Origin of the sequence: Paenisporosarcina indica, from assembly GCF_001939075.1 — a bacterium.
Lineage (GTDB): Bacteria > Bacillota > Bacilli > Bacillales_A > Planococcaceae > Paenisporosarcina > Paenisporosarcina indica.
The window spans coordinates 777,137-789,799 of sequence record NZ_MPTA01000001.1 but is presented as its reverse complement, the minus strand read 5'-3'; the positions used below and the strand labels follow the sequence as shown (position 1 = coordinate 789,799).

13 protein-coding genes are annotated in these 12,663 nt (G+C 41.4%); 3 read left to right on the top strand and 10 right to left on the bottom strand.

Annotated features, from left to right (window positions below; translation table 11 throughout):
• The first annotated feature begins 5 nt into the window (after window positions 1-5).
• The 3 genes from GY23_RS03745 to GY23_RS03735 all read left to right on the top strand — a co-directional run bounded on the left by GY23_RS03745 (window position 6) and on the right by GY23_RS03735 (window position 2,669).
• On the top strand, window positions 6-1,226 hold the full coding sequence (locus GY23_RS03745) for an MFS transporter (protein ID WP_075617851.1): 1,221 nt from the start codon (window positions 6-8) through the stop codon (window positions 1,224-1,226).
• A 133-nt stretch (window positions 1,227-1,359) separates the two neighbouring features.
• Window positions 1,360-2,004, top strand: coding sequence for an HAD hydrolase-like protein (locus GY23_RS03740; RefSeq protein WP_075617850.1), 645 nt, complete (start codon window positions 1,360-1,362; stop codon window positions 2,002-2,004).
• 95 nt (window positions 2,005-2,099) lie between these two features.
• Complete coding sequence (locus tag GY23_RS03735) at window positions 2,100-2,669, top strand: NUDIX hydrolase (protein WP_075617849.1); 570 nt, start codon at window positions 2,100-2,102, stop codon at window positions 2,667-2,669.
• 23 nt (window positions 2,670-2,692) lie between these two features.
• On the opposite strand, the gene GY23_RS03730 is transcribed toward GY23_RS03735, so the two are convergent.
• From GY23_RS03730 to GY23_RS03685, 10 genes are all read right to left on the bottom strand, one after another.
• Complete coding sequence (locus tag GY23_RS03730) at window positions 2,693-3,079, bottom strand: ribosomal maturation YjgA family protein (protein ID WP_245827561.1); 387 nt, start codon at window positions 3,077-3,079, stop codon at window positions 2,693-2,695.
• A gap of 542 nt (window positions 3,080-3,621) precedes the next feature.
• Window positions 3,622-3,807 (bottom strand): hypothetical protein, encoded by a 186-nt coding sequence (locus GY23_RS18175; RefSeq protein WP_161487560.1) that lies wholly within the window; start codon window positions 3,805-3,807, stop codon window positions 3,622-3,624.
• Between the two features lie 1,228 nt (window positions 3,808-5,035).
• Complete coding sequence (gene hpaD / locus GY23_RS03720) at window positions 5,036-6,019, bottom strand: 3,4-dihydroxyphenylacetate 2,3-dioxygenase (RefSeq protein WP_075617846.1); 984 nt, start codon at window positions 6,017-6,019, stop codon at window positions 5,036-5,038.
• A 21-nt stretch (window positions 6,020-6,040) separates the two neighbouring features.
• Window positions 6,041-7,549: a 5-carboxymethyl-2-hydroxymuconate semialdehyde dehydrogenase gene (hpaE, locus tag GY23_RS03715; protein ID WP_075617845.1), complete on the bottom strand. Its 1,509-nt coding sequence runs from the start codon at window positions 7,547-7,549 to the stop codon at window positions 6,041-6,043.
• A gap of 59 nt (window positions 7,550-7,608) precedes the next feature.
• The gene (hpaI, locus tag GY23_RS03710) at window positions 7,609-8,532 is read right to left on the bottom strand and encodes a 2,4-dihydroxyhept-2-ene-1,7-dioic acid aldolase (protein WP_075617844.1); all 924 of its coding nucleotides are present in this window, start codon (window positions 8,530-8,532) and stop codon (window positions 7,609-7,611) included.
• Between the two features lie 37 nt (window positions 8,533-8,569).
• Window positions 8,570-9,040 carry a flavin reductase family protein gene (locus GY23_RS03705; RefSeq protein ID WP_075618228.1) on the bottom strand — a complete coding sequence of 157 codons (471 nt, stop codon included), beginning with the start codon at window positions 9,038-9,040 and terminating at the stop codon, window positions 8,570-8,572.
• Between the two features lie 68 nt (window positions 9,041-9,108).
• Window positions 9,109-10,593, bottom strand: coding sequence for a 4-hydroxyphenylacetate 3-monooxygenase, oxygenase component (gene hpaB, locus GY23_RS03700; protein WP_075617843.1), 1,485 nt, complete (start codon window positions 10,591-10,593; stop codon window positions 9,109-9,111).
• Between the two features lie 110 nt (window positions 10,594-10,703).
• On the bottom strand, window positions 10,704-11,093 hold the full coding sequence (locus tag GY23_RS03695) for a 5-carboxymethyl-2-hydroxymuconate Delta-isomerase (RefSeq protein ID WP_075617842.1): 390 nt from the start codon (window positions 11,091-11,093) through the stop codon (window positions 10,704-10,706).
• A gap of 21 nt (window positions 11,094-11,114) precedes the next feature.
• Window positions 11,115-11,873, bottom strand: a complete 759-nt coding sequence (locus GY23_RS03690; RefSeq protein WP_075617841.1) for a fumarylacetoacetate hydrolase family protein — start codon at window positions 11,871-11,873, stop codon at window positions 11,115-11,117.
• Window positions 11,870-12,661: a fumarylacetoacetate hydrolase family protein gene (locus GY23_RS03685; RefSeq protein WP_075617840.1), complete on the bottom strand. Its 792-nt coding sequence runs from the start codon at window positions 12,659-12,661 to the stop codon at window positions 11,870-11,872. Before GY23_RS03685 ends, GY23_RS03690 begins: the two co-directional genes overlap by 4 nt.
• Window positions 12,662-12,663: the final 2 nt, after the last annotated feature.

Below are 12,663 nucleotides of genomic sequence, written 5' to 3'. Positions count from 1 at the left end.
TAAATATGTGGAAAAACCGTAATGTGTGGATTATCTTAATCGGAGAAGCCATTGCAGGTCTTGGTCTTTGGACTGGTATCATCGGAAACTTGGAATTCATGCAAGAACAAATTCCATCCGATTTCTTAAAATCGCTTATTATGGCAACTGGATTGCTAGCTGGAATTTTAGCAGGTCCGTTAGCTGGCAAAATAATCGATCAATCAAGGAAGAAAACCGTTTTATTAATATCTGGATTTGGCCGAATGTTTAGCGTCGGATTTATGTTGATTGCCATTGAGACCGGATCTATCTGGTGGATGGTTGCATTTATGATCAGTATTCAACTTTCAGCAACATTCTATTTCCCAGCACTGCAAGCTACTATTCCATTAGTAGTAAAAGATGAACAGTTGCTTCAAATGAACGGCTGGCATATGAATGTGGCGACCATGGCACGTGTCATCGGAACAGCACTTGCTGGTGTTGCTTTAGTTTATTGGTCACTGCAATCTCTCTACATCATGTCGATTATTGCCTATATTGGCCTTCTGATATTTACGTTTATGCTACGTATTGAAGAGGAAGAGGGAACAGAGGCTCAAGTGAAAGTTACTACTCCTGATAAAGGTGGATTTTTGGAAGTCTTTCCAATATTAAAATCTTATCCAGCTGTTATGATGACATTAGTAATGACCTTAATTCCTTTGTTATTTCTTGGATCTTTTAATTTGTTAGTGATCAATATTAGCGAAATCCAAGATTCTTCATCAATTAAAGGGGCAATTTACGCAGCAGAAGGTATAGCATTTATGATTGGTACCATTGTCGTAAAATATATAGCGAAAAAATGGCAAACCAGTACAATTTTATTCTTTTTTGCTTTTGTCATTGGAGTAGCTGAGTTAATCTTAATATTTGCTGCAAGTCCAATCTTAACTGTAACAGCATTTGCCGTATTTGGTTTCGCAATAGGTAGTTTTTTTCCTACTGCAATGACGATCTTCCAAAAACAAATGCCAAAAGCGTTTCACGGAAGATTTTTTTCATTCAGAAACATGCTAGAACGAGTTATTTTTCAAGTGGTTTTATTAGCAACTGGAGCGTTACTAGATCTAATCGGATTACAATGGATGGTAGTGGTATTTGGATTAATAAGTTTAGGTTTAACAACTATTTTCTTAATTCAAATGAAACGACGTAACATTAGTTTAGATATAAATAACAAAACCGCTGAAATTGGATGATTTCAGCGGTTTATTTTTGTGAAATTGTATCGAAATCAATAATTCGCATTTTATTCTTCAACGAGACTAACTATTTTTTTATAAAACCTTTTTGATTAAATTTCGTTAGATGATTATAGAGAGGAGCGATTTTATGAAAAAGGCAATTATTTTTGATATGGATGGAACATTATTTCAAACAAACTTGATTTTAGAACACGCACTGGTGAGTACTTTTGATGAACTTCGTAAGTTTGACTTATGGTCAGAGGAAACCCCAATTGAAAAGTATCGTGAAATTATGGGAGTTCCTTTACCAGTAGTTTGGGAGACACTTTGTCCAAGCCATTCTCTAGAGATTCGTGAAAGAAGTAATGAATTTTTTCACAAACAACTTATCGAATTAATAAGAAGTCATAAAGGAGCACTATATCCAAATGCCGAAAAAGTCCTTGAGGCATTAAGCAAAAAGTACACTTTGTATATTGCAAGTAATGGACAAGTCGAGTATTTGCAAGCAATCGTTGAAATATATGGGCTTGGAAGGTTTATTGAAAATACATACAGTATTCAATTGATAACATCGGGACATAAGTCTGATTTGGCAAAGATGATTATACAAGAAAATAACATTCAAAATGGTGCAGTTGTAGGAGATCGTTCTTCAGACATAAACGCAGCAAAAGACAATAATCTTTTAGCTGTGGGAGTTAATTTTGATTTTGCTCAAGCCTCTGAATTGAAAAATGCAGACATAGTAATAAATGATTTAAATGCTCTCTTAAATCTTGAACTATAAAAGTATTTAACGTGCACTCAATACAATAAAAATCAGAAGTGTTTATTTATGTAGTAGGAAGTAATAGAAGAACTTTTACAATGCGGAGGGGAACAATGAAAAAATGGAAAATGATAAAGTCAGAGTATTTATTTAAGACACCCTTTGGAAATCTACGAAAAGATCGATGTGAGCTTCCCAATGGGATCGTAATTGACGATTATTATGTGAATGAATACTCTGATTGGGTTAACGCGATTGTGATTACTACAGAAAATCAAATTGTACTTGTCGAACAATACCGTTATTCTGGAGATGATTTCTTTTTAGAAATTCCTGCTGGAAAAATAGAAGAAAATGAAACTCAAGAGGAGGGTATCCTTAGAGAAATCAAAGAAGAAACAGGTTTCACCTCATTATCAAAGCCAATTTTATTAGGTGAATTCATGGTAAATCCAGCTACTCAAAACAATAAAGTGAAGTCTTATCTTATTCTAGATGCCTTTCAAGCATATGAACAAGATTTAGATGAAACTGAAGAAATTACAATTAAATTGGTTGATTTTTATGCTATGGGAGATTTAATCAAGTCCAATCAGATCAAAACACAGTTATTTACTGTAAGTGCTTATTACATGGCGAAGGATTTATTAAATGAAAAGTTATCAAATGCACGAATTACATAAATGGTGAAACTAAAGGTAGCAGTTTATCTACGTAAAGTGAGTAGATAAACTGCTACCTTATCTAAGATCGCGACGATCATAATACCTGTTGTATATCGAATCAGATCCACAGCAAGAAAACCTTTGCCAAGGATCAACGCTCCGAACAAAGTTCCACGAACTTGATTAATCCAGTCTTCTTGATACAACTGACTGAATTCAATACCATAGCTGAACAAAAAACTGAGCAAGACGGCTGTGAGCAGGTTTTGACGCACCAGTAAGAAACGGAATCCGAAATAAACCATCATTGCCCACAGTATATCGCCTGCGTTCTGTGCAACAAATAACAGTAGTTGATGGCTGTATTTTCTGGAAGCGAGGCCTAACAAAATAGTGATAATAATGGCTATCATATAAGCTATCCTCATATTTCGATAATTCAGGTTGATTTGCTTGTGTCTAGAATCCATTAGAATCACTCTTTAGCTTGATATTTTCATTCTATGTATAATTTCGAATATACAAGTAATAACTGTTGGAAGCAAGCATTGAATGTTAAATGAATCTACTAAAATGAGTTGTAGTGCCAAGTAAGAGAGAGGGGTATTCGAATGATTTCGACAATTCGAAAATAGGATTTATTAATAAGGATCGCAAATTTTATTACAAATGAAACTGAATGAATTTACAAAGTGATTAACAAGAGTTTGTATAATAAAAACAGAGAAAGAACAATTTTAATTTAGCAGCTAAAATTACGTAAGATTACAGACTAATTTGCACTAATCTAGAATAAACCTGAAGAAATACTTAAAAACGTCGAGTTAATTCAAAACGTCAATTTAAGCTTTTTTTCTATTCCGTCTCACTGTTACAAGTATACTTGGATAATGAGATACAACTTCCTATAATATATATTATGTCAACTAAAAACGAAAAATGAAAAAAAGCACAAGCACAAGTTTTTACTTTATACTCTTCTATCTTGTGTATCCAACAATGAAATGAATTGAACGCTAAACTCGATTAGATCATTAATCGATAACATTTCTCTTTGTGCTAACACTCTTATATCGTTCAATAATTGTTTATCATACGTGGACTTGTATTGAACTCGGGTCATTTGGTTTGGAGATTTCACAAAGAATGCTTTCATTTTTAATTAACACAGATGCAATTAAATGATTCACATTCGTATTATTTAATTTAGCTGATGTTTTCATTTCTTCCAATATGGATTTACTGATATTCGTTCTGAATGAAATTCTCGAACTTGTCGATGTTAAAATTAGCTTTCCATCGACAACTTCCACATTGGATTGTCCCGATTATATATGGACGATCTGTATGTTGATAAATGTATACTTTCTTGTGAAAAACAAAATCGTCTGCATTCGCATCTTTGTAAATGATTTCAGAAAGTTCCATTAAACTGAGTTTTCCTCTAATCCAATTGCGATAAATAGAATGACCAAGGTTATTCTTGTGTACTAATGAATGAAGTAATAAGTAAAGTCCTTTTACAAAATTCTCTTTTCCGAACTTTCCTACCCGCCCACCCCCTTCAATAACTCCTCTTACAAATGATGCTTCGCATTCTCCAGGGACATTTGGAAATGGCTATGTTAAAGACTAATGGCCGTAATGCCTAATAACTCATGATTTGTATTTAATATTTTTTGTATTGTTCTATGATGAATTCATCTTTTATTCCCGGCTTTCTTGGCATAAGAAGTGCTCCCTTCATCATAGATGAATTGAAGAAAATGCGGATTTTCCCAGTATAGGAACAAATGTTCCTCTTGTCCGATTACGTGTTCAGTTCAATGATAAAAAAGAGCGAACTTAAGTCTCAACCCCAATTGAATTATACTATCCAAATACTTGAAAAATGAGCGAATCAAACGTATACTAACTGTAGCATATGTATAAATTAAAAAAGACCGCTTGGTGTTGGTGCACCAAAACGGTCAACATAATAGCAGGTTCCCTTTAAGGGGATTGGCTGAAAACAGGAATGACCCATCTGAGCCGTTAACTCAAGGATGGGTTATTTTTTATGGTTAAATGAAAGTACTAGCACGATTAATGTTGCGAACGATATTGCAAACATCAATGCTTCGAATACTGACATATGGCACCACCCCCTTTCGAACGGGAGTGAGCCAACCACCCTTAAGTTACCTATACTATTACTTTGCTATTATAGCATACGTACGTTCGTATTAAGAGAAGTAATATGGACCTTTTTATAATGTTTCACTCTACTAAATAGTGCACTCGCTATTTTGTTTTTCCTATGTATCCTTGGCATCAATATTAATCTTTCGACTAAATAAAAAAAGCGAAATCCAAAAAGGAATTCGCTAGCCAACTTTCTAGATTTACACCATAAGTTCTGGTTTTCGTTGCTGCAGAACCGGTTCTTTGTGAGTGATTTCTTCGCCCGTTTCAATATCAAGGAACGAACTGGTTTCATTGAACCAGCAATCTGGTGCTGCATGACCCCAAAATGTCTGTCTGAGCGGATCATTCAAATCCCAGCGTTTCGGTTTCAAGTCCGGGTCAGTCGTTAAATAGTCACCTGTGTAAAGTTCGATACGGTGGCCATCTGGATCTCTTAAGTACAGGAAGAAGGCATTGGAAAGCCCGTGCCTGCCTGGGCCTCTCTCGATGGCTCCTGCATAGCCCATACTCGCCAGTACATCACAGCAATCAAGGATGCTTAGCCGGTCTGATAGGGAGTACGCAAAATGATGAAGCCTTGGACCCGGGCCACTCATGAATGCCTGATCATGGACTGTTGGCTTCCGGTACAGCCAAGCTGCCCACAAGTCGCCGCTTTCAGTTTCGGTGTACTCGGAACATGAGAAGCCCAGATGGTCGATATAGAAATCATACGCTTTTTGTACGTCTGGAACTGCACAGTTCACGTGATCGATCCGTTGAATTTTCGCACCTTTATACAAATCATATCGTTGGAGCATTCGATCGACGGTCGTCATTTCAGCAAAAAACTCTACTGGGATGCCGGAGTTGTCATGAACGCGTAGTGTTCTACCCATGGCATGCTGTGTTCCGGAAGGCATCCATTTCGTTTTCAGTTCCTTGGATAAGAATAGCTTTTCAATTTCGTCAAGATCCTGTTCTTTTCCCACTTTGTAGCTGAGTACTTCCACCGTCGGTTTATCCGCTTTTTTCAATACTAAGCTATGGTGCGCATGTTCTTCCAGACCCCTTAAGTAAATATGCTGCTCGTCACTTTCCGTTTCAATCATGCCTAATCCATTGACATAAAATTCACGGGAAGCCTGCAAATTCGTTACATGAAGAACGGTCCGTGCAATACGAATGATTGAAAAATCCATAGTATCCACCACTCTTTCCTATTATTTTCCGAACTGTTGGATATGGTGATCGGAAATCGAAACATGGATGATTTTTTGCTCAGTATAAAATTCGAAACCGTAGTGTCCACCTTCCCGGCCTATTCCGGAGTACTTCGAGCCTCCAAAAGGCGTTCTTAAATCTCGGACATTCTGGGCATTCACCCATAGCATGCCAGCTTCGACTCTATGGGCCACCCGATGGCCCTTTTTGATGTCATTCGTCCATACATAGCCTGCCAGTCCGTAGTTGATGTCGTTGGCCAGTTCGATGGCTTCTTCTTCATCCTTGAAGGTCATCACGGTCAACACAGGACCGAATATTTCTTCCTGAGCGATGCGCATATGGTTTTTGGCATTCAGTAGAAGCGTAGGTGCCACAAAGTTCCCTTTGGTAAGTTCGTCCGGGATGTTGGCCGTGATCACTTCTGCGCCTTCTTCCTTGGCAATATCCAAGTAGCTTTTGACTTTTTGGAAATGTCCCTTGTCAATCAGTGGACCCACTTCTGTCACTGCTTCCAAGGGATCGCCGATCTTGATTTTTTCCACGCGTTCCTTCAACGCTTCAATAAACTGGTCTTTAATCGTTTCCTGCAAGAACAAACGGGAGTTGGCCGTACATCTTTCCCCATTGAATGAATAGATTCCCCATACGCAGGCATCCAATGCCCGCTCGAAGTCAGCATCGTCAAATACGATGATCGGTGATTTCCCACCAAGTTCCATCGAGCAGCTTTTCAGTGTATCAGCGCTATTTTTGATGATTGTTGAACCCGTTTTCGTTTCCCCGGTAAATGAAATCAACTGGACATCAGGATGCTTAACCAACGCATCCCCAGCCGTCTCCCCAACCCCATGAACCACGTTGAAAACGCCTTTTGGCAGGTCAGCTCTATGGATGATTTCTGCTAAAAGGTTTGCTGACAAAGGGGAAAGTTCTGCCGGTTTCAGCACAACTGTATTGCCGGTTGCAAGAGCAGGAGCCACTTTCCACGTTTCCAGCATGAAAGGTGCATTCCATGGTGTAATTAAACCAGCTACACCTACAGGCGTGTTGATCGTATAGTTAATGAATTCATCATCCACTTGATAGGCATCCCCTACCAGCCGACTTTCCACCATGCGTGCGTAAAACCTGAAATTCTCCGAGGCCCGACCAACCATTTTTTTTGTCTGGCTGATGGGTAGGCCGGTATCCATTGCTTCTAGGTAAGCAATTCTTTCCACTTCTTCATCGATCAGGTCGGCAATGCGATAAATGTATGCCATTCTCTTTGCCAGCTTCATCGTTTTCCAAGGACCTTTGTCAAAGGCTTCGCGAGCAGCGGCGACTGCTTTATTGATATCTTCTGCTTGGCCCTCAGCAACTTCATTGATCAGTTCGTTTGTAAAAGGGTTCATGTTCTTCATCGTTGTGCCGCCTGCAGCGGAAGTGAATTCCCCGTTGATATAGAGGAGAATGTTGCTTTGCGTCTCATGTTTGAGCGATACTCGTTCTTTGGAAGCTACCATGTTTATCACCTATATCCTTCATTTTTTCGTGATCATATCCATGCTTGTTCAAGCCTGTGTTATTTCACAGCTACTTCCTTCGGGAGTTTTCCAAGCTCAATGAGTGTATCGCGAACTTCATTTTGCAGCTGTTCAGATGGGAATCCCAAAGGCAAGCGAAGATGGGATGTGCATTTCCCCATCATCCCAAGTGCCACTTTCACGGGACCAGGGTTGGTATCCTTGAACAGTACATCATTGAGTGGCATCAATTCGAAGTGAAGGTCCTGACATCTAGCCACGTCACCTGCTTCCCATGCATTGTACAATTCAGCAACTTTGGCTGGCTCAACATTTGCCGTGGCACTGATGAATCCGGCTCCGCCAATGGCAAGCATCGGGTAGCAAAGCAATTCGATTCCCGAGTACAATAAAAAGTCCCTTCCACAGTTCAGCAATACGCGATTTACATGTTCAAAATCTTTATTCGCTTCTTTTACACCGATGATGTTCGGGCAATCTTCGACCAGCCGTTTCATGGTTCCTACTTCCATATTGACCGCTGAGCGGCCAGGGATATTGTAAATGATGATCGGCGTTGTGACTGAGTCTGCCACCGTTTTGAAGTGCTGGTAAAGGGCTTCCTGGTTCGGCTTGTTGTAGTATGGGACGATTACCATCGCGGCATCGGCCCCGATTTCTTCCGCATATTTGGTCAATTCAATCGTTTCGTCGTGATTTGTCGAGCCGGTACCCGGAGCAAAGAACACACGGCCAGCAATCGCTTCTTTCGCCAGGGCCATGACTCTTTTTCTTTCGGCGATGGTCAAGGAGCTTGGTTCTCCGCTTGTGCCAGTCACTGAAATCCCATGGCTCCCACTCTCGATTTGCCAATTGATCAAGTCAATGAATGCTTTTTCGTCAATCGCGCCATCTTCAGTAAATGGTGTAACGACCGGACAGATGGAACCTCTCAACTTTCTTTTTGCTTCTTCGTAGGCCATTCTCATCTACTCCTTTACGGAAATAAGTTTATCAGCGTTATTCCTTCAGTTCTTTCAGTTCCCGGTACTTACCTTGGCTATAGAGTAATGGATTATGCTGTTCGAGCTTGACGCCTGTAACTTGGCCGATGAAAATCGTATGGTCACCGGCTTCATATTCGCTGTGAAGTTTGCATGTAACGACTGCCAAGGAATTTTGCAGAATCGGCAATCCTTTATATGACTCAAAGGCCACTTCATGTTCCAAATTAAGCTGACCTGAAAATTGCTTGGATTCATTTATTTGATTGGAAGATAAGATGTTGACGGCAAACTGTTTTGCTGATTTAATATACTGCAGCATTCTAGCCCGTTCCCCGATGCTGATGGCAATCAGTTTCGGGTTCAGGGAAATGGACATGAAAGCATTTGCTGTCATGCCGTGTATATCGCCATCAATTTCGGTTGTAATGACAGTTACACCTGTCGCAAAACTCCCCATGACGTTGCGGAATAATCGATCATCCACTTCCAGGTCTTCCATGTACATGTTTAAAACCCCTTTCCTCAACGTGACGCTACCTTCCAAGCAATGAGTTAAAATAAAATGCCTGCCTCTTTTTTCGTTCTGCTCAAGAAATCGCTCACCATATTTTTATAGGGTTCCTTGTCAAATTGATCATAATAGGCATTTGACATTCTCACTGGGTCCCCAAAGAAATAGTACTCGTATAGGGCCTGCCGGTTGCCGAATGCACTGATGGTTATGTCCCAGGCCAATCGGAACAGCTGCACTTTTTCTTCCCCGTTGATGTTGGCGCCTTGCGTATAGCGATGTACCAATGCTCCGACTTCCGCATTGCTGAAATCGGCTTCCGTAGGCAGTGCCATCAATCCGGATGCGCCAAGAATCTTGATGATCTCATTCATGCGCTGATACATTTTCGGATACCAGTTGCGCGCGGCATTCAATGGTTCGAAATCAGGGGTCATATTGCCGTACTGATCGATTTTTGCGTTATGTTCCGATCGGTATAGATGAGAGCGCATCACTTCCAAAATCACCATTATTTCGCTTGCTTTTTCTTTGACATGCATGAATTGATTGATGCCGATTGCCTCCATCATGCTGATGACTACGCCAAGAATGAACTCGGTTTTCACAGTGTTTTTCGCAATGACTTGATGTGTCATATGCTTCACCGCATTTGTGTCGGCATAGGTGCGGTTGCAGATATCCGTGCTCTCACTCACGAACACTCTTTCCCAAGGTACGAATACGTCTTCAAACGAGATGATGGCATCACTTTCGTCGAAACGGGCACCTAATGGGTGATCCCACCTGCTTTTCCCATAATCGAAGGATTCACGTGACAGGAATTTCAATCCGGGAGTATTATTCGGAATGGCAAAGGCAAATGCGAAAGGATCGTCTACCGTACCGGGAGTACGGTTGATGGTGGAAGGAAACACGACCAGTTCGTCCGTGATGCCACCTAAAGTAGCTAAAAGTCGACAGCCATTGACGATGATGCCGTCCGGTGTCTTTTTAGTAATTCTTGCAGATAGTGAAGGGTCTTTTTGCTCCGATTGCGTCAGCATGGACCTATTTACTTGAGGGTGAATCAGTGTATGGGTAAGGCTGATGTCATTTTCACGTACATATTCATAATAGTCCCTTGCATTTTTGGCAAACTGTTTGCTTCCGCCGCCTTCCTGTGCGAAAAACTCACTTGCGGTTCCGAATGCCATGATGCTCGTATTCAGATAGTCTGGGGAACGCCCCATCATGCCCCCTGAGAAACCTGCCCACTCGGAGTGCATCTCCCGTCTTCTGAATAAATCCTCTTTTGTTTTCGGAGCAATGAATGAAAGCCCAACTTTATTGCCGGAAGTCGGTGAGGTATACAGCATTTTATCGTGCTTCTCATGCTGCAAATCATAAAGGCCTGCCACACTTTCAACGACATTTTTAAAAGCTGGGTGTGTCGTTACATCTTCCACTTTCTCGCCATGTATCCAAACTTCCGACTTCCGTTTTTTAATGCCGTCAATATATTCCTGTCCTGTACGTGCGCCCATTGTATTCCCTCCTATTTCGAATCATTCTTTCCTAACAGCTGATGACGCTTTGGATGCTTCAGCAACGCTATTAGTTAAACTGCGAATCTTTCAGGCTATGTTAATAAGGTTCAGGTCTTTTTGAATCTGGCATGTATATTGTTATGCTTATGCGTACCGACTTCACTGAATTCGATTAGTTCCATCGACAATGCCAAGTAGCGATTGGACATTAGGTCCGAAAAATGCTCTTTCATAACTTCAAAGAGAGCATCACATGTTTCTTTCTTGATTTCTGCTGGACGGCCGGTGCCGATTTTCAATACGGCGTGGACGAATGCATCATCTTCTGCTCCGTCTGCGATGCGGTAATCATGCAATTCGATCGCCCTTGAACGGATGCCTCCTACCGGAAAAATTGTGTCCTTTGACATCAGGACTTGATGGACTTCTTCAAATAGCTTGTCGAGATTCGCTTCATTTTTAATGTTGTCTGTGTATTCGACAATAAAATGTGGCAAGCAGATTTCCTCCTGTTTACATTATCGATTGGGAAAAGCTTCATCTCCGATAATGGTATTGACCAAGCGTCCGATGCCTTCGATTTCCGTCACGACCACGTCTCCAACCGACGTATTGACTGACCCTTTCGGAGTGCCTGTCATAATGACATCATTTTCACTCAATGTCATGAAACTGCTTAAGTATGCAATCAGCTCTGGGATATCAAAGATCATATCCGCTGTCGTTCCTTGCTGTACAAGCTTGCCATTGACATGCGTAGTCAGCTGTAAGTTCATGGGGTCCGAAACATCATCTGCGTCTACCAGCCACGGGCCGAATGGTGTACAGGTATCACGATTTTTCACGCGCAAGTTCGGACGGTAATAGTTTTCCAGGTAATCCCTGATGGCATAATCGTTGGCCACGCTATATCCTTTGATAAAGCTGTAGGCGTCTTCTTTTTTGACATGTCGGGCTGTTTTGCCGATCACTACAGCAAGTTCACATTCATAGTGCATGTAAGTAACGTCTGCTGGTCGCCTCGTATAAGCTTGATGGCCGATGAAGGTGTTGGGTCCTTTTAGGAAAACCAGTGGTTCCGATGGTGCATCAAATGCAAGTTCCGCTGCATGGTCAGCATAGTTTAGCCCCAAAGCAAACACCGTCCGAGGCACGATCGGCGTTAGCCAGATAACGTCTTTTTCTTCAACGATCCTTCCGTCCTTTAATTGGAGCTGGCCCCCATATTCAATGGCTTCGTGGATAGCACCGCCAAATGATACCCTCGCTGTTCTCATTTGGACTCCCTCCGTATGAAAGTCTTTTCGTCCACGACTGTGTTTTCTAAACAGCCGATCCCGTCAATCTCGATACGGACGGTATCCCCCACTCCAGCAAGAGGGGCTACTTCAGGAACCCCGGCAAGCAAGACATCTCCCGGAAACAATGTCATGAACTCAGTTACAGCCGCAAGTAGTTGGGCGATTGGACGAATTAAGTTTTTCGTGGAATTTTCTTGCTTCAGCTCATCGTTGATGAAGACCCGAATCGCTAAATCGTCAGGATTTTCAACTTCGTCAAGATCAATGATCCAAGGACCGGATGGACAGAACCCATCACGTGATTTATGTTGGACTGCCGGGCGGAATATGTTGCTATGCGGGACGCTCACATCATTTACAATCGTGAACCCTGCGACGTGCCTAAGGGCGTTTTCTTCGGTTAAAGCGATAGCCGTCTTCGACATCACAATGCCTAGGGAAGCACCCATTTCTAGCTTCGTCACATCTTGAGGCATCGGAATGCCCGCGCAGTTCCTGTTGAATGTATTTGCAGGTTTGATATAAAGTACTGGGGCGACCGGTGGTGAATGGTAAGGGTATTCGTAAACCGCATCTTCCAAACTTTCAAGTGATCCCTGAAAGTTTAGTAACGTACCGTAAATCGTCCCGCTGATGGGGTTATCCAATGTGTACTCTTTTGCATCCCGTGATGTCCCATCAACCTCAATTGAATTTGTTTCGACATTCACCTGGACGGATTCGAGTTCAACTGAACCTGACCATTTAATTTTGGCAGTACTCATGC

Excerpts from the sequence above, each read along its gene's own strand:
- GY23_RS03745 (WP_075617851.1), top strand. The coding sequence starts at position 6 with ATGTGGAAAAACCGTAATGTGTGGATTATCTTAATCGGAGAAGCCATT.
- GY23_RS03740 (WP_075617850.1), top strand. The coding sequence starts at position 1,360 with ATGAAAAAGGCAATTATTTTTGATATGGATGGAACATTATTTCAAACA.
- GY23_RS03735 (WP_075617849.1), top strand. The coding sequence starts at position 2,100 with ATGAAAAAATGGAAAATGATAAAGTCAGAGTATTTATTTAAGACACCC.
- GY23_RS03730 (WP_245827561.1), bottom strand. The coding sequence starts at position 3,079 with ATGAGGATAGCTTATATGATAGCCATTATTATCACTATTTTGTTAGGC.
- GY23_RS18175 (WP_161487560.1), bottom strand. The coding sequence starts at position 3,807 with ATGAAAGCATTCTTTGTGAAATCTCCAAACCAAATGACCCGAGTTCAA.
- hpaD (WP_075617846.1), bottom strand. The coding sequence starts at position 6,019 with ATGGATTTTTCAATCATTCGTATTGCACGGACCGTTCTTCATGTAACG.
- hpaE (WP_075617845.1), bottom strand. The coding sequence starts at position 7,549 with ATGGTAGCTTCCAAAGAACGAGTATCGCTCAAACATGAGACGCAAAGC.
- hpaI (WP_075617844.1), bottom strand. The coding sequence starts at position 8,532 with ATGGCCTACGAAGAAGCAAAAAGAAAGTTGAGAGGTTCCATCTGTCCG.
- hpaB (WP_075617843.1), bottom strand. The coding sequence starts at position 10,593 with ATGGGCGCACGTACAGGACAGGAATATATTGACGGCATTAAAAAACGG.
- GY23_RS03690 (WP_075617841.1), bottom strand. The coding sequence starts at position 11,873 with ATGAGAACAGCGAGGGTATCATTTGGCGGTGCTATCCACGAAGCCATT.
- GY23_RS03685 (WP_075617840.1), bottom strand. The coding sequence starts at position 12,661 with ATGAGTACTGCCAAAATTAAATGGTCAGGTTCAGTTGAACTCGAATCC.